Source organism: Duganella sp. GW821-FHT07F09 (assembly GCF_059418705.1).
In genome coordinates, this window is record NZ_JBWKQJ010000009.1 from 279,203 (window position 1) to 297,274 (window position 18,072).

Sequence of the window (18,072 nt, forward strand, 5' to 3'; positions counted from 1 at the left end):
GCGAGGCGTGCCATCGACCACACAAGATGCTGACATTTCAACAAATCATTCTGACCTTGCAAACCTATTGGGACAAGCAAGGCTGCGCCCTGCTCCAGCCCTACGACATGGAAGTCGGCGCCGGCACCTTCCACACCGGGACCTTCCTGCGCGCGATCGGCCCGGAGCCTTGGCGCGCGGCCTACGTGCAGCCGTCGCGCCGCCCGAAGGACGGCCGCTATGGCGAGAACCCGAACCGCGGCCAGCACTACTACCAATACCAGGTGGTGATGAAGCCGGCGCCGGAAAACATCCTCGACCTGTATCTCGGTTCGCTGGAGGCGCTGGGCCTGGACCTGAAACAGAATGACGTGCGCTTCGTCGAAGACGACTGGGAATCGCCGACGCTGGGCGCCTGGGGCCTGGGCTGGGAAGTGTGGCTGAACGGGATGGAGGTGACGCAGTTCACCTACTTCCAGCAGGTCGGCGGCCTCGATTGCAAGCCGGTGCTGGGCGAGATCACCTATGGCATCGAGCGCCTGGCGATGTACCTGCAGGGCGTCGAGAACATGTACGACCTGGTGTGGACGACGTGGGAGGAAAATGGTGTGACAAAGACGCTGAAGTACGGCGACGTGTTCCACCAGAACGAGGTCGAACAATCGGCCTACAACTTCGAGCATTCGAACGCCGAACTGCTGTTCGCCCAATTCAACAACCACGAATCGGAAGCCAAGCGCCTGATCGAAGCGCAACTGACGTTGCCGGCCTATGAGCAGATCATGAAGGCCTCGCACAGCTTCAACCTGCTGGACGCGCGCGGCGCCATCTCGGTGACCGAGCGCGCCGCCTACATCGGCCGCGTGCGCGCCCTGTCGCGCCTCGTGGCGCAGGCCTACTACGATTCGCGCGAGCGCCTGGGCTTCCCGATGGCCCCCGCCTCCGCTGTTGCTGAACAAACCGTATAAATAATATGACCCAGACCCTCCTCATCGAACTGCTGACCGAAGAACTGCCGCCGAAGGCGCTCGCCAAACTGGGCGCGGCCTTCGCCGCCGGCATCGTCAACGGCCTGAAAGCGCGCGACTTCCTCGAAGCCGACAGCGTCGCCACCTCGTTCGCCTCGCCGCGCCGCCTGGCCGTTTCCATCACCAAGGTGCGCGCCACCTCGCCCGACAAATCGATCCGCGAAAAAGTGCTGCCGGTGTCGGTGGCGCTGGACGCAGCCGGCAACGGCACGCCGCCGCTGGCCAAGAAACTGGCCGCGCTGGGCTTCCCGAACCTGACCGTGGCCGACCTGGAACGCGCGCAGGACGGCAAGGCCGAGAGCTTCTTCCACACCTACACGGCGGCCGGCAGCGCGCTGCAATCGGGGCTGCAATCGGCGCTGGAGGAATCGGTCGCCAAGCTGCCTATCCCTAAAGTGATGAGCTATCAGCGTCCGGACGGCGCCACCGTGCAATTCGTGCGTCCGGCCCACAGCCTGATCGCGCTGCATGGTTCGACCGTGCTGCCACTGACCCTGCTGGGACTGACCGCGTCGAACGTCACCGAAGGCCACCGCTTCCTGACCGCGCCGGGCCAACGCGCGGTCACCGTCGCCGACGCCGACAGCTACGCCGGGACCCTGGAATCCCAAGGCAAGGTGCTGGCCAGCGTCGAACAGCGCAAGGAACAGATCCGCGCCGAGCTGCTGGCCAAGGCCGGCGCCGACCAGGTGCTGATGCCCGAAGCGCTGCTCGACGAAGTGACCGCGCTGGTCGAATGGCCGGTGGTCTACGAGTGCCACTTCGAGGAAGAGTTCCTGGCCGTGCCGCAGGAATGCCTGATCCTGACCATGCAGACCAACCAGAAGTACTTCGCGCTGACGGACGCCGACGGCAAGCTGCGTTCGCGCTTCCTGATCGTCTCCAACATCGCCACCGACACGCCGGCCGCCATCATCGGCGGCAACGAGCGCGTGGTGCGTCCGCGCCTGTCGGACGCCAAGTTCTTCTTCGAGCAGGACAAGAAGAAGACCCTGGAATCGCGCCTGCCGCTGCTCAAGAACGTGGTCTACCACAACAAACTGGGCACGCAGGCCGAGCGCAGCGAGCGTGTCAGCGCGCTGGCCGGCTTCATCGCCACCCAGGTCGGAGGCGACTCCGCGCTGGCCACCCGCGCCGCCAAGCTGTCGAAGGCCGACCTGCTGACCGACATGGTCGGCGAGTTCCCCGAGCTGCAAGGCATCATGGGCACCTACTACGCCCGCAACGATGGCGAGCCGGAAGACGTGGCGCTTGCCGCCTCCGAGCACTACCAGCCGCGCTTCGCCGGCGACGCGCTGCCGTCGACCGTCACCGGCACCGCCGTGGCGCTGGCCGACAAACTCGAAACCCTGGTCGGCATCTGGTCGATCGGCCTGCAGCCTACCGGCGACAAGGACCCGTTCGCGCTGCGCCGCCATGCGCTGGGCGTGCTGCGCATGCTGATCGAAAAACGCCTGATGCTGTCGATCCGCGGCCTGCTCGATTCGGCCGCGCAGCAGTTCACCGGCATCGCCGGCTTCAAGGATCCGGTCCTCGAAGTCACCGCCTTCATGCTGGACCGCCTGCGCGGCATCCTGCGCGAGCGCGGCTTCTCGCCGAACGAGATCGAAGCGGTGGTGGCCCAGAACCCGGACCGCCTGGACGACATCGTGCAGCGCCTGGAGGCCGTCAAGGCCTTCGCCGCGCTGCCGGAAGCGTCCTCGCTCGCCGCCGCCAACAAGCGCATCACCAACATCCTGAAAAAGAACGAAGAGGCGCTGACCGCCGCCGGCACCATCGCCGTCGACCCGGCGCTGCTGCAGGACGAGGCCGAGAAGAACCTGGCCGCCGCCGTCACCCGCGTGCAGCCGGACATCGACGCCGCCTTCATCCGCGGCGATTTCGCCGACGCGCTCAAGACCCTGGCGCAGCTGCGCGACGAAGTCGACGCCTTCTTCAACGACGTCATGGTCATGGCCGAAGACGTCGCCTTGCGCAACAACCGTCTGGCACTGCTGTCATCGCTGCATGGCATGATGAACCGCGTGGCCGACATTTCGAAGCTGGCGGCCTAAATGGGTGCGCCGTCCATGAAACTGATCATCCTCGATCGCGACGGCGTCATCAACCATGATTCGCCCGATTTCATCAAGTCGCCGGCCGAGTGGATTCCCATCCCCGGCTCGCTGGAAGCGATCGCCCGCCTGAACCAGGCCGGCTATCGCGTGGTGATCGCGTCGAACCAGTCGGGCATCGCGCGCGAGTTCTTCGACATGACGATCCTCAACGCCATCCACGCCAAGATGCACAATCTGGCGCAGCAGGTCGGCGCCGACATCGACGCCGTGTTCTTCTGCCCCCACGCGGCGGCCGACAACTGCGATTGCCGCAAGCCGAAACCGGGCATGTTCAACGAGATCTCGCAGCGCTACAAGGTCAGTCTCAAAGGCGTGCCGGTGGTGGGCGACTCGCTGCGCGACCTGCAGGCCGGCTATGTCACCGGCTGCGTGCCCTATCTGGTCCTGACCGGCAAGGGCGAGAAAACCCGGGAAACCGGCGGCCTGCCGCCCGGCACCCTGGTGTTCCCCGACTTGGCGGCGATGGTGGTCCACCTGCTCAAAACCAGCGTGCCGCCGGCGCTGCACGTCGTTAGCTAACAAGTATTTGGAGTCTGCATTGGGTCATCCCGTATTGTTTTTGCGTTCCCTGATCTTCACCATCATCATGGTGATATCGACCGTGGTTTGGGCGCTGGTGTGCTTCCTGGCCGCGCCGCTGCCGTATAACAAACGCTTCTGGGTCACCGCCCGCTGGAATGTGTTCATCGTCTGGTGCGCCAAGGTTATCTGCGGCATCCGCTACGAAATCAAAGGCGCCGAGAATTTCCCGGACGCGCCGGCGGTGGTGCTGTCGAAGCACCAGTCGGCGTGGGAAACCATCTTCCTGCTGCCTAACCTGCCGCGTCCCCTGGTGTTCGTGTTCAAGAAGGAAATCCTCTACATTCCGTTCTTCGGTTGGGCGATGGCGCTGCTGCGCATGATCCCGATCGACCGCAAGCAAGGCAAGAACGCGTTCAAGCACGTGGTCCGCCACGGCAAGCGCCGGCTCGCCGACGGCCAATGGATTATCATGTTCCCCGAGGGGACGCGGATTCCCGTCGGCCAGGCCGGCAAGTACAAAAGCGGCGGCACGCGCCTCGCCATCGAGACCGGCGCCGTGGTGGTGCCGATCGCGCACAACTCCGGCGAGTGCTGGCCAAAAAACTCTTTCATCAAACGGCCCGGCCTTGTTACAGTATCGATAGGTAAGCCAATTTCGCCAGAAGGACAAACTCCGGACGGCATGATGCAACAGGTGGAAACTTGGATAGAATCAGAAATGCGCGTCATTTCGCCCCACGCCTACAACGCTGGCTAGACGATCTCGCCACGCTGGTGAAGCCGGCGTCGCCGCAAGACGACGCCAGCCAACTCGACCTGTTCGCGCGGGAGGCGCAGGCGCAGGGTCAGCTTTCCTCCACCAAACCTGTCTACACGTCGCCGGTTTGGTCGGTGCCTCCCACTTCCAGCAAGCCTCCTCCGATTTCCCCGTACATAGCACCACCGGTAGCGCCAGTTGCCGTTCCGCCGACCACGGCGGTCCCGGTCAAGCCGCGCGTGGCGCCACCACCGTCCGACCAGCCGCCGACGGCCAAGCGCCAGCTGATGGTCGGTGAATTCATCCTCGAATATGAGCTGCGCCGCTCGACGCGCCGCTCGATCGGCTTCATGATCGACGACGACGGCCTGCGCGTGACCGCGCCCAAGCGCATCACCATCGCCGAAATCGACAACGCCATCCGCACCAAACAACACTGGATACTGAGCAAACTCAAGGAACGGCGCGAACGCCGCGCCGCGCGGCTGCAAAAGCCGCCGGTGGAGTGGGTCGACGGCGCGCAGATTCCGTATCTGGGCGCGGACATCACCTTGCGGCTGCTGGTGGGCGGGCGCAATCGCACCAGCTACAACCCGGCGACGCGCGAGCTGTCGATGGTGCTGGTGCCCGGCGCCACCGAAACGCTGCTCAAGGAGCGCGTCAAGTCCTGGTACCAGCAGGAGGCCAAGGTGCTGTTCGAGCAACGCCTGGACCTGTACGCGGGGCGCCTGGGCGTCAGCTACCACTCGTTCGGCCTGTCGTCGGCCGGCACGCGCTGGGGCTCGTGCACGGTCGACCGCAAGATCCGCCTGAACTGGAAACTGATCCACTTCTCGCTACCGCTGATCGACTACGTGGTCGCCCACGAACTGGCGCACACGCTGGAAATGAACCACAGCGCCGACTTCTGGAACACCGTCGGCCGCATCTACCCCGAGTACGACGAGGCGAAGAACCTGCTGCGCAAACGGGCGCAGGAATTGCCAGTGCTGTTTTAAAAACTCCTGGGCCAGCGCCGTGCGACGTGCTGAACGCGCACAATCTCCACAACGCCCGCACGCACTCGATAAGGGATGATGTAGTTGGGGTGGATCACCAATTCGCGGGTTCCGATCACGCGGCCAGGCCGGCCAATGCCGGGAAACCCGGCCAGGCTGTTGGTCTTGGCCTGGATTTCCAGCGCAAACGACTTTGCACTTTCAGGGTTATCCTTCTCGATATACTCGATGATCGAGACGAGGTTCGCCAACGCCGTTTTGGTCCACTTAACCGCCATATTTTGCGAAGAAAGAACTTACTTCCCCATCGCTGGCGAATTCTCCGCGATCCGCTTCCGCGATACCTTCCTTGATATCCAGAATTTGCCAGGACTGGGCTTCCACATATTCCCGGAGCGCGGCCACCGTGATCGAGCTCTTGTTCCGGCCTGTGACCTGGATGAGCTTTTCGAGCTGATCAGCCAAGTCGGCGGGAAGGCGAACGGTCATCGGTTTTTCCGTGCTTGATTTCATGATTTATTGAAGTGAAGTGAGGATGTCATACCTACTCAGTGTAGGTATTACAGGTTCGAAGTCAATCATTTTTCACATTTTGAAACCGCGTACGTTTTCCTAGGAGGCTCGGAGTAGGCTGCCACCTCACCGGCGTGCCCGCATAGGCCAGTTTTTTCTGAAATAACTCTATTTCCTCTCTTCCGCCGCCATTTTCGCACTTACTGCTGAGTTCGCTTAAGGCCGTCACTTTCATATTGCACCGCACAATTTTATTGCCCTAAGGAATTACCTGTGGTATTTTGTCTCATGTTTGACTTGATTCGAGTCAAAAAAAACGGCAAATTGTGTCACTAAACGGGGGTTATATGGGTCAGGCAAGTGCAACCAAAAAGATGGGTTTGGTACTGGGTGGTGGTGCGCCAAATTCACCATTGATAGCGGGTGCGCTGGCTGCATTCCTCGACCAGGAGGTCGAGTTCGACGTGATTTCCGCCTCGGGCGCGGGCGTGCTGATGGGGCTGCTCTACACGGCGCCGCTGGAAGGCTCGCCACGCGAGGCGCTCAAGCGCTGGGCCGACACCGGCGTGGCCGACACCATCTACAAAATGATGCCGGTCAATTACAAGCTTTTCCATAAGCCGGGCAAGGAAGCCGATGCCTTCCGTGGCGTGTTCTCGCCCCAGGTCGGCAATCCGGTGTTCCCGGGCCTGCAAAATGTCATGGGCGGTTCGGTGCCATGGGCCGACTGGACGCAGCTGATGATGTCGACGATGTCGCCGTCGAACCTGTCGTCGAAAAGCCTCGGTTTGTGCGCCCACGCGCCATTCCTGGAAGGCACGATCGACTTCTCGGCCATCTCGACGATGAAGCCGGAGTTTTACATCAACGCCTACAACCTGAACCAGCACAGCATGAAGATCTGGGACAAGCGCGAGATCCAGGTCGAGCACGTGCGCGCGGCGTTGTCGTTCCCGTTCCTGTACGCGCCGACCACGATCGACGGCGAGGACTATATCGAGGGCGCGGCGCTGGAGACGTTGAACTTCGACCCGTTCATCGAAGGCAAGGGCGAGCATGTGGACACGGACGTGCTGGTCGTGCTCGACATCCTGGGCGACGAACGCCTGCTGCGCAAGCCGCGCGACCTGTACGACTCGTGGGTCGGTTCGATGATCACGCCACTGGTCAATATCTCGAAGCAGCAGCTGCGTTTGTTCGAGCTGGAGCATAACACCGACCACAAAACCGGCGAGCCGAAGCGCCACATGCTCAAGCTGGAACTGATGGCCGCCGTGCCCGATCAGCACATCCCGTACACGATGGACTGGTCGACGTCGAATATGCAGTTGTTGTTCGATGTCGGCTACAAGGCGGCGACGCGTTTCTGCCGTCAAAACGCGGACGTGCTGCGCTTCGCGGATGATACGGAGATGGCTGCTTAAACCGGGCCGGAGTTAAAACACGCAGGGCGGATTAGCGAAGCGTAATCGGCCATCGAGGCGCCGTCGGCGGCTCAACGATGGCCGATTACGGCGTTCCGCCTCTTAAGGCCTACGGCAGTAGGCCGCCTCTTCGATGGGCCCCCGGGGCGGTTAGCGGGCCTCGCCCGCTAATCCGCCCTACGTGTCTGTTGAGCGGTTCTGCTGCCGCGCGCCGCATTTCTTGCTTAAGTTCAATCGGATCGGGGTCTGGTGTAGGCCGGTCTACAATGATTCGACACCCATTTGCGGAGGCGATCATGAGCGAGAACACACCCATCAATCCCGGCGACGAAGCGGCCGCCGGCACGCCCGGCACCGGCGACGACGTCTGTCCGATCTGCCACGGCACCGGCCGCGTCCTCGACGAAGACGACACCATCCCATGCGGCAACTGCGGCGGGTCCGGCATCATTACCGAAGGCATCGGCGGCGGTTAGCGCCGCCCGAGGTGCGCCCTGTCAGCGTTTGATCAACGGCGCCAACAGCGCGACTGTGCGGCGGGTGGCGCCACGGTACTGGTTGGCGAACGCCAGCGCGCCCCGCCCCATCGCGGCGCGCGCCGCGTCGTCGCGCAGCAGGCGCGCGGCCGCGGTCACCAGCCCGGCCGCGTCGGCCACGCGCTGCGCGCCGCCGGCGGCCAGCGCGTCCTCGGTCGATTCGGCGAAATTGAAGGTATGCGGCCCGATCAGCACCGGCTTGCCCAGGGCAGCCGGTTCGATCAAATTCTGCCCGCCCAGCGGCAACAGGCTGCCGCCGACAAAGGTGCAATCGCACGCCGCGTAATACGCGAACATCTCGCCCATCGAATCGCCCAGCAGCACGTCGATGTAAGCTGGAATGGAACCCTCGGCCGCGCCGTCCAGCGCCAGCTGGCTGCGCCGCTGCACATTGAGCCCCGCCTCGCCAACCATCTTTGCCACTTCGTCGAAGCGCTGCGGATGGCGCGGCACCATCAGCAACAGCACATTGACCGGCAGCTCGGAACGCGCCTCGCGCACCGCTTGCAATATCAGCGCCTCCTCGCCTTCGCGCGTGCTGGCGAACAGCAGCACCGGACGCGCGCCGATGGCCTTGCGCAGCGCCGCGCCGGTGGCCAGCGCCGCATCCGGCACCACCACGTCGAACTTGATGCTGCCGGTGACTTCCACCTGCTTGACGCCGAGCGAGCGCACACGCTGCGCATCGGCCTCGGTCTGCGCCGCGACCAGCGAGATGCCGTGCGCCGCGTCCAGGATCAGCGAACCGAGACGCCCCGCCTTGCGCAGCGAGCGCTCGGACAGGCGCGCGTTGGCCAACACCACCGGCACGCCGCGCGCGCCGCAGGTCGCGATCAGGTTCGGCCAAACTTCGGTCTCCATCAGGATGCAGACCGCCGGTTTGAAATGCTTGATGAAGCGGCCCACCATGGTGCCCGTGTCATACGGCAGATACGACTGGACCAGCCGCGCGCCATGTTTGGCGAACAGCGATTTTCCGGTGGCGCGCCCGGTCGGCGTCATATGGGTCAGGATGATGCGCCCGTTCGGATAGCCGGCCAGCAGCGCGTCGATCAACGGCTCGGCCGCGCGGGTTTCGCCGACGGACACCGCGTGCACCCACAGCATCGGCGCGGCGCTGGAAGAAGCCGGGGCGGCGCCGTAAAACCCCAGCCGCTCGCCCCAATGTCCGCGATAGCCGGGCTCCTTGCGGCCGCGCAGCCACAAACGCGCCAGCACCAGCGGCATGGCCAGCCACCACATCACGGAATAGAAAATACGCATGAAACTCAGCCCAGCAAACTCCTGGCCGCAGCCAGTACTTCGGACACGGAAGGCGGCGCGCCGCGATCGCCCAGATTGATGATGCGCGGCGACCAGTTGCCCTCGGTCTTCCAGCGCGGCGAATCGGCGTAGATTTCCACCGTCGGCCGCACGAAGGCGGCGGCGATATGCGTCAAGCCGGTGTCGACGCCGATCACCAGGCCCGCGTGGCGCGCCAGCAGCATGGCGTCGGCCATCGACAGCTTGGGCAGCACGCGCGCGTTCGGCAGATTGGCCGCCAGATGCCCGGCCTCGGCCTGCTCCTTCGGCGAGCCCCAGGGCAGCAGGATCGGCATCGGCGCCAGTTCGCGTCCCAGGGCGATCCAGTTCTGCGGCGCCCACTTCTTCGGATCGCGCGCGGTGCCATGGAAGTACACCACGTAAGGTTCGGCCGGCATCCACGCCGGACGCGGCTCGCTTGCCGATACTTCCGGCAGGCCGAAATCGGCCGGCGTGTCGACCTGGTAGCCCAGCGCGGCGGCGGCCACCAGGCGGCCGCGCGCCACCGCGTGCGTGCGCGGGTCGGTCGGAATACTGAGGTTATGGAAAATGCGGGAGACACCCTCGTAGCCCGAGCCCTCGCTGCCGTTGGCCAGGCCGACCTTGCGGCCGCCCTTGACCACCCGCGCGGCCCCCATGATGATGCCGGTCTTGAGCAGCCCCTGAGTGTCGAACACGTAGTCGTAGCGCTGCTGGCGCAGGGTGCGGAAGAAGGCCTTGATCTCGGCCCGGGTCTCCGGCTTGCCCAGGCTTTTGCGCCAGCGCCGCAGCGCGAACGGAATGATGGTGCGCACGCGGGCGTTGAGCCGCACCAGGCTGACGTAGCCCTCCTCCACCACCCAATCGATGTTCGCATCGGGGAAGCGGCGGGCGATATCGGCCACCATCGGCAGGTTGTGCAGCACGTCCCCCAGCGAGGAGACGCGCACCAGCAGGATGTTCAGCGGCTTGCCATCGCCCGGGTGCGACGACATCGCTTAGAAAGGCAGTTCCGCGTCCGGCTTGGCGGCCAGGATCACGCTCTTGAACTGGCCCTGGATGCGCGCCAACGCTTCCGGCGTTTCCGCTTCGAAGCGCATCACGATCACCGGCGTGGTGTTGGACGAACGCGCCAGGCCGAAGCCGTCCTCGTACTCCACGCGCAGGCCGTCGATGGTGATGATTTGCACATTGCCCGGGAATTCCGCGTCCGCGCGCAGCTTGTCCATGACGATGACGTTCTCGCCTTCGCTCAGGTGCAGGTGCAGTTCGGGGGTGCTGTCCGACTGCGGCAGGGAATTGAGCAGCGCCGACGGATCGGCTTCGCGGGTCAGTATCTCCAGCAGGCGCGCGCCCGAGTACAGGCCGTCGTCGAAACCGTACCATCGGTCCTTGAAGAAGATATGGCCGCTCATTTCGCCGCCCAGCGGGGCGCCGGTTTCGCGCAGCTTGGCCTTGACCAGCGAGTGGCCGGTCTTGTACATCAGCGGCACGCCGCCGCTTTTGGTGATGTACGGCGCCAGGTGGCGGGTGCATTTGACGTCGTACAGAATCTGCGCGCCAGGATGGCGGGTCAGCACGTCGGCCGCGAACAACATCATCTGGCGGTCCGGATAGATGATCTGGCCATCCTTGGTCACCACGCCCAGGCGGTCGCCGTCGCCGTCGAAGGCGATGCCGATTTCGGCGTCGGTCTCCCGCAGCGCGCGGATCAGGTCCTGCAGGTTCTCCGGGTGCGCCGGGTCCGGGTGGTGGTTGGGGAAGTTGCCGTCCACTTCGCAGAACAGCTCGACCACTTCGCAGCCCATGCCACGATACAGGTCGCCGGCGAAGGCGCCGGCCACGCCGTTGCCGCAATCGACGGCGATCTTGATCGGACGCGCCAGTTTGACGTCGCCGATGATGCGCTCGAGGTACTGGGCGCGGATGTCGTGGGTGCTGTAAGCGCCCTTTTTCGCGGCCGCCGAGCCGTCATGGTCGACGATGCGCTGGTACAGCGAGGTGATGGCCTCGCCGTGGATCGCTTCGCCGGCCAGCACCATCTTGAAGCCGTTGTAGTCCGGCGGATTGTGGCTGCCGGTGACCATGATGCCCGACGCCGCGCCCAGCACATTGGTGCCGAAATAGACCATCGGCGTGGCCACCACACCCAGATCGATCACGTCGACGCCGGCCAGCTGCAGGCCCTCGGCCAGCGCCGCCGTCAGCGACGGGCCGGACAGGCGGCCGTCACGGCCGATCACCACCTTGGTCTCGCCCTTGGCCAGCGCGGCCTGGCCGAACGCCTGCCCGATCGAACGCGCTACGCCCGCATCCAGGGTTTTATCGATGATGCCGCGAATGTCGTAAGCTTTGAAGATCGTTTTGGATAAGGAGACCATATTGGATTCTGGATGTGCGTGTCAGGGCCATGCAGTGGCGGAGCGGACTGCCTTGCCGTGGACGCGGATTAGAGGAAAATTAGGTGCCGCCTGCGTTGTAGCAGACACAACATCATAGTGTAAGTGCGATGCCAGCGGCAGGCAAGCCCCGCCGGCCCGTCGCCGGGGGTAAAAACGCTTAAACCTTCAGGCCGGCGATGTCTTTGCCGGCGTCCAGCCATTCCTTGACCCATTTCGGCTGGCGGCCGCGGCCGGTCCACTGCTGGGATTCGTCGGCCGGATTGCGGTAGCGCGGCGCCACCGAGCCGGTTTTCTTGCCGCCGCGCACGGCGCCGGCACCTGCGCCCGCGCCCGCGCCGCCGATCAGATCCTTGAGCGGCACGCCAACGCTTTGGGCAATGGCCAATATTTGTTCGCGGGCTTTGGCCCGATCCTGGCCCTCGCGCTGTTTCAACTCGCTTTTCACTTGCTCTTGCAGATTACGCAAATCCGCGGAAGACATATTCGACAGGTCCATTGGGCTTTCCTTAAAGTGATGACAATATAAAGCGCTGCGCGAATATATTACATCAATCCGGAAAAATCACAGTTTCTTATGGCGTATCATCCAGCGCGGCGCTTTAAAGCGGACGATGCGCACATAAATCCAGATGTAACTGCTGATAAACAAAATGCAGAACACCATTAATACCCAGGTGTGGCGCCAGAATACCGTGGCCGGTATCACCGCCATCAGCGAAAACATCCACAAATACGGGGAGGTCAGCGAATTGCGGCGGATCAGCGCGCGCGCTTCCTTGCGCCCGACCGCCCATTGCACAATGCGGCGGAAGATCAGGCTATGCAGGTGGATACCGTCGGGCATGGCCGGAGACTTACCCCGAACAAACATTCGGCGATAAACGGAGAACAGGGTTTCAAAGGTTGGATATATTAACAACAACGCGGCGTACCAGGTAGAAACTTGTGGATTGCGCATTACCAGCAGCAACGCCAACTCGCCCAACATAAAGCCGATGAAATAAGCGCCGCCGTCGCCCAGGAATATCATGCCGACCGGGTAATTCCAGATCAGGAAACCGGCGGTGGCGCCCGCCACCATCAGCGCGGCGATCAGCACAAACATATCGTTGACTTGCAAGGCCACATACCCGAGCGACAGCAGCATGCAAATGCAGACCACGCTGGCCAGGCCGTTAAAACCATCGATGATATTGACGGCGTTGGCCACGCCGGCCACCGCCAATACCGTCAGCGGCAAGGTGATCCACACATATTGGATGGGCCAGGCGGCGAAGGGAAAATCGATGCGGTCGATGCGGGCGTCGAGCAACAGGTAGCCCAGCGCGGCGGCGGCCATGGTCAGCAGCAAACGGCGCGTGGCGCTGACGCGGCCCGTGTAATCCTCGACGATGCCGCCGACGAAGGCGATCGACGCGCAAGCCAGCAGCGAAAACAACCAGTTGCCCATCGCCGGCACGCGCCAGATCGAAATGGCGGAACTGAGCGCGACCGACAAAAAGATCGACAAGCCGCCTATCCGCGCGACCTGGTGCGCATGCACTTTCTGGACGCCGAGGAAGTCCGAATCCAGCGCCGGCCCGTGCAATCTTGATTCTTTTATGACCAGCAGGGTGAGGAGCGCGGAAGCGACAAAACTCAGTAAAAAGGAAAACATATTTTATCTATACAAAATTACCGGATGCGCTTACCGGTACAAGGCTGGTCTTGTTCCGCCAGGTTATCAGCACGCTAACCCGCGATTGTACCGGATTGGTCGCGGCAATCCTGAATTGATAACGGGGATGGTCGCCTCCGCGTCCAACACCGGCCGCGTTTGCAACGACGGGAGCAATAAAGGAGGCGGAGAAGCCGGTTGTTGACGATGCGCCGGCATCATAACAGCAGAAAATTGGTCAAGTGCAATTGCTTACCAATCGATACAAATGACGGCAACTCCGGGGTCAGGTCCACCAATTCTACACAAGCTGGACTGTCGAACCGCGTGATCACGCGGCATTCCACTGTCAATCCATGCAAAGGCGCAGCGCCTCTTTCCAATCCGGTAAATGGCAAAAACGCGTCATCAGCAATTCCGACGACATCACCGAGTATTGCGGCCGCCGTGCCGGCGTCGGATACTCGGCGCTGGCGATCGGCAGCACGCGGCATTCCAGTCCGGCCGCCTCGACGATCGCCTGCGTGAACTCGAACCAGGTGGTGCGGCCCTGCGCGCTCAAATGGTAGACGCCGCTGTTGCGCGTCCACCAGTCGGCGCCGCCGGCGCGCGCCTGCGACAGCACCAGCGCCGAGGTGTCGGCGATGGTGCGGCTCCAGGTCGGCGCGCCGTGCTGGTCGGCCACCACGCGCAACTCGTCGCGCTCCCGGGCCAGGCGCAGCATGGTCAACAGAAAATTCTTGCCGCGCATGCCATACACCCAGCTGGTGCGGAAGATCAGGTGCGGAATGCCGGCCTCGGCAATTGCCTGCTCCCCGGCCAGCTTGCTGGCGCCGTAGACGTTGAGCGGGCCGGTCGCATCGCCCTCCACCCGCGCCGCCGGCTGGCTGCCGTCGAACACATAGTCGGTCGAATAGTGCACCATCGCCGCGCCCAGCAGCCTGGCCTCGCGCGCCATCACGCCCGGCGCCTCGGCATTGATCCGCTGGGCCAGCGCCGGCTCGCTCTCGGCCTTGTCGACCGCCGTGTAGGCGGCCGGATTGACGATCAGCCCCGGCCGGACCTGGCGGATCACGTCGCGCACCTGGTCGAGATCGGACAGATCCATGACTTGCCGGTCCACCGCCACCACCTCGCCCACGCCCTGCAGGCTGCGCGCCAGTTCGTAGCCGACCTGGCCGGTGCTGCCCGTCAGCAAAATCTTCACGCGAACACCTCGGCGGCGGCCAGCGGCACGGCGGCCTGGTCCTTGTGGGACAAGGTGGGCGTCACGTCCAGCGGCCAGACTATGCCGATGGCCGGATCGTTCCACAGGATGGCGCGCTCGTGCTCGGGCGCCCAGTAATCGGTGGTTTTATAGAGGAACTCGGCGTACTCGCTGGTGACCACGAAGCCGTGCGCGAAGCCGGCCGGTATCCACATCTGGCGCATGTTTTCCGCGCTGAGCTCGGCGCCGTACCACTGGCCGAACGTTGGCGAACCCTTGCGGATGTCGACGGCCACGTCGTACACCGCCCCGGCGGTCACGCGCACCAGCTTGCCCTGCGGCTGCTGGATCTGGTAATGCAAGCCGCGCAGCACGCCCCGGCGCGAGCGGGAGTGGTTGTCCTGCACGAAGTTCGCCGTCACCCCGGTGGCCTCGGCGAACTGGCGCGCGTTGTAGCTCTCGTAAAAAAAGCCGCGCTCGTCGCCGAACACGCGCGGCTCGATCACCAGCAACCCTTCCAGCGGCGTAGTGATGACCTTCATCGTTGCACGACCTTGTCTTCCAGTATGCGCAGCAGGTATTGGCCGTAATTGTTCTTCTTCAGCGGCTCGGCCAGTTCGCGCAATTGGGCCGCGTCGATGTAGCCCTTGCGGTAAGCGATTTCCTCAGGACACGCCACCTTCAAGCCCTGGCGTTTTTCGATGGTGGAGATGAACTGGCCCGCCTCCAGCAGCGATTCGTGGGTGCCGGTGTCGAGCCAGGCCATGCCGCGCCCCATCACCTCGACATTGAGCTGGTGCTTCTCGAGGTAAACGCGGTTGACATCGGTGATCTCGAGTTCCCCGCGCGCCGACGGCTTGATGCCGGCGGCGATGTCGCACACCTGGTTGTCGTAGAAATACAGGCCGGTGACCGCGTAGTTGGACTTCGGGTGCTGGGGTTTTTCCTCGATCGACACGGCCTGGCGGCCGCCGTCGAACTCGACCACGCCGTACCGCTCGGGGTCCTGCACATGGTAGGCGAACACCGTGGCGCCGCTGGTCTGCTCGCTGGCGTGGTTGAGCAATGCGTCGAGGTCGTTGCCGTAGTAAATATTATCGCCGAGGATGAGCGCGGACGGCGAGTCGCCGACGAAGTCCTTGCCGATGATGAAGGCTTGCGCCAGGCCGTCCGGCGACGGCTGCACCGCGTAGCTGATGTGGATCCCCCACTGGCTGCCGTCGCCCAGCAGGTCCTGGAAGCGCGGCGTGTCCTGCGGCGTCGAGATCAGCAGGATCTCGGTCATGCCGGCCAACATCAGCACCGTCAGCGGATGGTAGATCATCGGCTTGTCGTAGATCGGCAGCAATTGCTTCGACACGCTCATCGTCACCGGATACAGGCGGGTGCCGGAACCGCCGGCCAGGATGATGCCCTTGCGGCCTTTGCCCGGCGTGCCCACGGGTGTGCTCAAAGCTTGATTCATTGTGCGCCTTCGCGATTAAAGTAGTTCGTTTCCACCCATTTGGCATAGCCGCCCGACTGCACGTCGTCGACCCAGGCCTGGTTGTCGAGGTACCACTGCACGGTCTTGGCGATGCCGGTCTGGAAGGTCTCGGCCGGCTTCCAGCCCAGCTCGCGTTCGAGCTTGCGGGCGTCGATGGCATAGCGGCGGTCGTGGCCGGGACGGTCCTTGACATAGGTGATCTGGGCGCGGTAGCTGGCGCCGTCGGCCTTCGGCCGCAGCCGGTCGAGCATATCGCACAGGGTATGCACCACGTCCAGGTTGGCCATCTCGTTCCAGCCGCCGACGTTGTAGGTCTCGCCCAGGCGGCCCGCCTCCAGCACGCGGCGGATGGCGGCGCAATGGTCGCTGACATACAGCCAATCGCGCACTTGCTGGCCGTCGCCGTAGATCGGCAGCGGCTTGCCCGCCTGCGCGTTGGCGATGATCAAGGGGATCAGCTTTTCCGGGAAGTGATACGGGCCGTAATTGTTCGAGCAGTTGGTCGTCAGCGTCGGCAGGCCGTAGGTATGATGATAGGAACGCACCAGATGGTCGGAGGCGGCCTTCGACGCCGAGTACGGGCTGTTCGGCGCGAACGCGGTGGTCTCGCTGAAGGGCGCGTCGTCCGGCCCGAGCGTGCCGTAGACCTCGTCGGTCGACACGTGCAGGAAGCGGAACGCGGCCTTTTCCGGCGCCGGCAGCGCCGACCAGTAGGCGCGCGTCGCCTCGAGCAGGCTGAAGGTGCCGTTGATATTGGTGTTGATAAATTCGCCAGGACCGAGGATGGAGCGGTCGACGTGGCTTTCGGCCGCGAAGTGCACGATCGCGCGCGGCTTGTGCAGCTCGAACAATGCCAGCACCTGGGCCTGGTCGCAGATATCGCCGCGCACGAAGATGTGGCGCGCATCGTTTTTCAGCGACGCCAGGTTGTTCAAATTGCCGGCATAGGTCAGCTTGTCATAATTGACGACAGACTCGTCGGACTGCGCCAGCCAGTCGAGGACAAAATTTGAACCGATAAAACCGGCACCACCTGTAACAAAAATCATTTAGTATCCCGCAGCAAGAAGTCAAAACAGTCGTAAGAGTGATTTTATGTGAAACTGCGCTGCCCACGGGCAAAAATCAACACTCGCGCTCTGATTTCAGGGTAATTCAGATTCCAAAGCAACGAACCAGAGAGCTTCCATATGAAAACCTATGTAATCGGGGATTTACAAGGCTGCCACGAGCAGGCCTTGTCCATGCTCGACCGCATACGCGCGCACGCGGCCGAGGTCGGCGTGGCCGAACCCGCCATCCTGTTCGCGGGCGACCTGATCAACCGTGGCCCCGACTCGCTGGCCACCCTGCGCCACGTGCGCAAACTGTGCATGGCCAGCGGCGGCCTCATCGATAGCGTGCTGGGCAACCACGACCTGCACCTGCTGGCGGTGGCCTACGGCATCCGCCCGGAGCACAAGTCGGACACCTTGGCCGACATCCTGCACGCGCCCGACCGCGACGAGCTGATCGATTGGGTGCGGCGCCGTCCGCTGGCGATCCAGGTGCAAGGCCACGTGCTGGTGCACGCCGGCCTGCTGCCGCAATGGAGCGCCGACGAGGCCATCGCGCTGGCCGGCGAGGTGCAGGAAATGCTGCGCGGGCCGGACGAAAGCTTCGCCGAATTCCTGGCCGACATGTACGGCAACCTGCCCGACCAATGGTCCGACGACTTGCGCGGCGCCGACCGGCTGCGCTGCATCATCAACGCCATGACGCGGCTGCGCTTTTGCACCGCCGACGGCGTGATGGATTTCAAGATGAAGGAAAGCGGCACGGCCGACCCGGCGTCAGGCCTGATGCCGTGGTTCGAGGTGCCGGGCCGGCGCACGGCGCGCGACACGGTGGTGTTCGGACACTGGTCGGCGCTGGGGCTGACGTTGAAGCCCAATCTGATCGGCCTCGACAGTGGCTGCGTGTGGGGCGGGCAGTTGTCGGCCGTATGCCTGGAGGACCGCAGCGTGCTGCAAGTGCAATGCCCGCAGTTCCAGGAGCCGGGCAGCAAGAAAAAAGCCTGACGGCACGTGGAGACACGTAGGGCGGATTAGCGGGCGAGGCCCGCTAATCCGCCCTAGGGGCCCATCGAAGGAGCAGCCTACCGCCGGTAGGCTTTAAGGCGGAAC

The 18,072-nt window shown here is 63.6% G+C and carries 19 protein-coding genes; 8 read left to right on the plus strand and 11 right to left on the minus strand.

What is annotated here, in order from left to right; genetic code table 11:
• Positions 1 to 26: 26 nt before the first annotated feature.
• From glyQ to AC07P1_RS23740, 5 genes are all read left to right on the plus strand, one after another.
• Positions 27 to 947, plus strand: coding sequence for a glycine--tRNA ligase subunit alpha (gene glyQ / locus AC07P1_RS23720; protein WP_494698155.1), 921 nt, complete (start codon positions 27 to 29; stop codon positions 945 to 947).
• A 5-nt stretch (positions 948 to 952) separates the two neighbouring features.
• Positions 953 to 3,061 carry a glycine--tRNA ligase subunit beta gene (gene glyS, locus AC07P1_RS23725; RefSeq protein WP_494698156.1) on the plus strand — a complete coding sequence of 703 codons (2,109 nt, stop codon included), beginning with the start codon at positions 953 to 955 and terminating at the stop codon, positions 3,059 to 3,061.
• Between the two features lie 15 nt (positions 3,062 to 3,076).
• Positions 3,077 to 3,643 carry a D-glycero-beta-D-manno-heptose 1,7-bisphosphate 7-phosphatase gene (gene gmhB / locus AC07P1_RS23730; protein WP_494698157.1) on the plus strand — a complete coding sequence of 189 codons (567 nt, stop codon included), beginning with the start codon at positions 3,077 to 3,079 and terminating at the stop codon, positions 3,641 to 3,643.
• Between the two features lie 67 nt (positions 3,644 to 3,710).
• Entirely contained in the window at positions 3,711 to 4,403 is a 693-nt protein-coding gene (locus AC07P1_RS23735; protein WP_414646029.1) for a lysophospholipid acyltransferase family protein, read from the plus strand.
• A gap of 17 nt (positions 4,404 to 4,420) precedes the next feature.
• Positions 4,421 to 5,401, plus strand: a complete 981-nt coding sequence (locus tag AC07P1_RS23740) for a M48 family metallopeptidase (protein ID WP_494698235.1) — start codon at positions 4,421 to 4,423, stop codon at positions 5,399 to 5,401.
• Here AC07P1_RS23740 and AC07P1_RS23745 read toward each other — a convergent pair.
• On the minus strand, positions 5,398 to 5,652 hold the full coding sequence (locus AC07P1_RS23745) for a type II toxin-antitoxin system RelE/ParE family toxin (RefSeq protein ID WP_494698158.1): 255 nt from the start codon (positions 5,650 to 5,652) through the stop codon (positions 5,398 to 5,400). The genes AC07P1_RS23740 and AC07P1_RS23745 overlap by 4 nt on opposite strands.
• 16 nt (positions 5,653 to 5,668) lie before the next feature.
• The gene (locus AC07P1_RS23750; protein ID WP_494698159.1) at positions 5,669 to 5,914 is read right to left on the minus strand and encodes a CopG family ribbon-helix-helix protein; all 246 of its coding nucleotides are present in this window, start codon (positions 5,912 to 5,914) and stop codon (positions 5,669 to 5,671) included.
• Positions 5,915 to 6,261: 347 nt separating this feature from the next.
• Between AC07P1_RS23750 and AC07P1_RS23755 the strand changes: the two genes are divergently transcribed.
• Together AC07P1_RS23755 and AC07P1_RS23760 are read left to right on the plus strand one after the other, a co-directional pair.
• Positions 6,262 to 7,338, plus strand: a complete 1,077-nt coding sequence (locus AC07P1_RS23755; protein WP_494698160.1) for a patatin-like phospholipase family protein — start codon at positions 6,262 to 6,264, stop codon at positions 7,336 to 7,338.
• 296 nt (positions 7,339 to 7,634) lie between these two features.
• Positions 7,635 to 7,814, plus strand: a complete 180-nt coding sequence (locus AC07P1_RS23760) for a hypothetical protein (RefSeq protein ID WP_494698161.1) — start codon at positions 7,635 to 7,637, stop codon at positions 7,812 to 7,814.
• Between the two features lie 21 nt (positions 7,815 to 7,835).
• Here the strand turns inward: AC07P1_RS23760 and waaA are convergent, their stop codons facing one another.
• The 9 genes from waaA to rfbB form a co-directional block, all read right to left on the minus strand.
• On the minus strand, positions 7,836 to 9,137 hold the full coding sequence (gene waaA / locus AC07P1_RS23765; RefSeq protein ID WP_494698162.1) for a lipid IV(A) 3-deoxy-D-manno-octulosonic acid transferase: 1,302 nt from the start codon (positions 9,135 to 9,137) through the stop codon (positions 7,836 to 7,838).
• Between the two features lie 5 nt (positions 9,138 to 9,142).
• On the minus strand, positions 9,143 to 10,150 hold the full coding sequence (gene waaC / locus AC07P1_RS23770; RefSeq protein WP_494698163.1) for a lipopolysaccharide heptosyltransferase I: 1,008 nt from the start codon (positions 10,148 to 10,150) through the stop codon (positions 9,143 to 9,145).
• A gap of 3 nt (positions 10,151 to 10,153) precedes the next feature.
• The gene (locus AC07P1_RS23775) at positions 10,154 to 11,536 is read right to left on the minus strand and encodes a phosphomannomutase/phosphoglucomutase (protein ID WP_494698164.1); all 1,383 of its coding nucleotides are present in this window, start codon (positions 11,534 to 11,536) and stop codon (positions 10,154 to 10,156) included.
• Positions 11,537 to 11,714: 178 nt separating this feature from the next.
• Positions 11,715 to 12,053, minus strand: coding sequence for an H-NS histone family protein (locus tag AC07P1_RS23780; RefSeq protein ID WP_494698165.1), 339 nt, complete (start codon positions 12,051 to 12,053; stop codon positions 11,715 to 11,717).
• A 66-nt stretch (positions 12,054 to 12,119) separates the two neighbouring features.
• Entirely contained in the window at positions 12,120 to 13,214 is a 1,095-nt protein-coding gene (locus tag AC07P1_RS23785; RefSeq protein ID WP_363498057.1) for a glycosyltransferase family 4 protein, read from the minus strand.
• Between the two features lie 349 nt (positions 13,215 to 13,563).
• Complete coding sequence (gene rfbD, locus AC07P1_RS23790; RefSeq protein ID WP_494698166.1) at positions 13,564 to 14,421, minus strand: dTDP-4-dehydrorhamnose reductase; 858 nt, start codon at positions 14,419 to 14,421, stop codon at positions 13,564 to 13,566.
• The gene (gene rfbC / locus AC07P1_RS23795) at positions 14,418 to 14,963 is read right to left on the minus strand and encodes a dTDP-4-dehydrorhamnose 3,5-epimerase (protein WP_494698167.1); all 546 of its coding nucleotides are present in this window, start codon (positions 14,961 to 14,963) and stop codon (positions 14,418 to 14,420) included. The genes rfbD and rfbC overlap by 4 nt, the downstream gene beginning before the upstream one ends.
• A complete protein-coding gene (rfbA, locus tag AC07P1_RS23800; protein WP_494698168.1) occupies positions 14,960 to 15,886 on the minus strand; it encodes a glucose-1-phosphate thymidylyltransferase RfbA in 927 nt (308 codons plus the stop codon). The genes rfbC and rfbA overlap by 4 nt, the downstream gene beginning before the upstream one ends.
• A complete protein-coding gene (gene rfbB, locus AC07P1_RS23805) occupies positions 15,883 to 16,956 on the minus strand; it encodes a dTDP-glucose 4,6-dehydratase (RefSeq protein WP_494698169.1) in 1,074 nt (357 codons plus the stop codon). The genes rfbA and rfbB overlap by 4 nt, the downstream gene beginning before the upstream one ends.
• Positions 16,957 to 17,097: 141 nt before the next feature.
• Here rfbB and AC07P1_RS23810 point away from each other — a divergent pair, with 141 nt between their 5' ends.
• Positions 17,098 to 17,967: a symmetrical bis(5'-nucleosyl)-tetraphosphatase gene (locus AC07P1_RS23810; protein WP_494698170.1), complete on the plus strand. Its 870-nt coding sequence runs from the start codon at positions 17,098 to 17,100 to the stop codon at positions 17,965 to 17,967.
• Positions 17,968 to 18,072: the final 105 nt, after the last annotated feature.

Bases quoted from the DNA above. Each gene is read 5' to 3' on its own strand.
- glyQ (WP_494698155.1), top strand. From the start codon at position 27: ATGCTGACATTTCAACAAATCATTCTGACCTTGCAAACCTATTGGGAC.
- glyS (WP_494698156.1), top strand. From the start codon at position 953: ATGACCCAGACCCTCCTCATCGAACTGCTGACCGAAGAACTGCCGCCG.
- gmhB (WP_494698157.1), top strand. From the start codon at position 3,077: ATGAAACTGATCATCCTCGATCGCGACGGCGTCATCAACCATGATTCG.
- AC07P1_RS23735 (WP_414646029.1), top strand. From the start codon at position 3,711: ATGGTGATATCGACCGTGGTTTGGGCGCTGGTGTGCTTCCTGGCCGCG.
- AC07P1_RS23750 (WP_494698159.1), bottom strand. From the start codon at position 5,914: ATGAAATCAAGCACGGAAAAACCGATGACCGTTCGCCTTCCCGCCGAC.
- AC07P1_RS23755 (WP_494698160.1), top strand. From the start codon at position 6,262: ATGGGTCAGGCAAGTGCAACCAAAAAGATGGGTTTGGTACTGGGTGGT.
- AC07P1_RS23760 (WP_494698161.1), top strand. From the start codon at position 7,635: ATGAGCGAGAACACACCCATCAATCCCGGCGACGAAGCGGCCGCCGGC.
- waaA (WP_494698162.1), bottom strand. From the start codon at position 9,137: ATGCGTATTTTCTATTCCGTGATGTGGTGGCTGGCCATGCCGCTGGTG.
- waaC (WP_494698163.1), bottom strand. From the start codon at position 10,150: ATGTCGTCGCACCCGGGCGATGGCAAGCCGCTGAACATCCTGCTGGTG.
- AC07P1_RS23775 (WP_494698164.1), bottom strand. From the start codon at position 11,536: ATGGTCTCCTTATCCAAAACGATCTTCAAAGCTTACGACATTCGCGGC.
- AC07P1_RS23780 (WP_494698165.1), bottom strand. From the start codon at position 12,053: ATGGACCTGTCGAATATGTCTTCCGCGGATTTGCGTAATCTGCAAGAG.
- AC07P1_RS23785 (WP_363498057.1), bottom strand. From the start codon at position 13,214: ATGTTTTCCTTTTTACTGAGTTTTGTCGCTTCCGCGCTCCTCACCCTG.
- rfbC (WP_494698167.1), bottom strand. From the start codon at position 14,963: ATGAAGGTCATCACTACGCCGCTGGAAGGGTTGCTGGTGATCGAGCCG.
- rfbA (WP_494698168.1), bottom strand. From the start codon at position 15,886: ATGAATCAAGCTTTGAGCACACCCGTGGGCACGCCGGGCAAAGGCCGC.
- rfbB (WP_494698169.1), bottom strand. From the start codon at position 16,956: ATGATTTTTGTTACAGGTGGTGCCGGTTTTATCGGTTCAAATTTTGTC.
- AC07P1_RS23810 (WP_494698170.1), top strand. From the start codon at position 17,098: ATGAAAACCTATGTAATCGGGGATTTACAAGGCTGCCACGAGCAGGCC.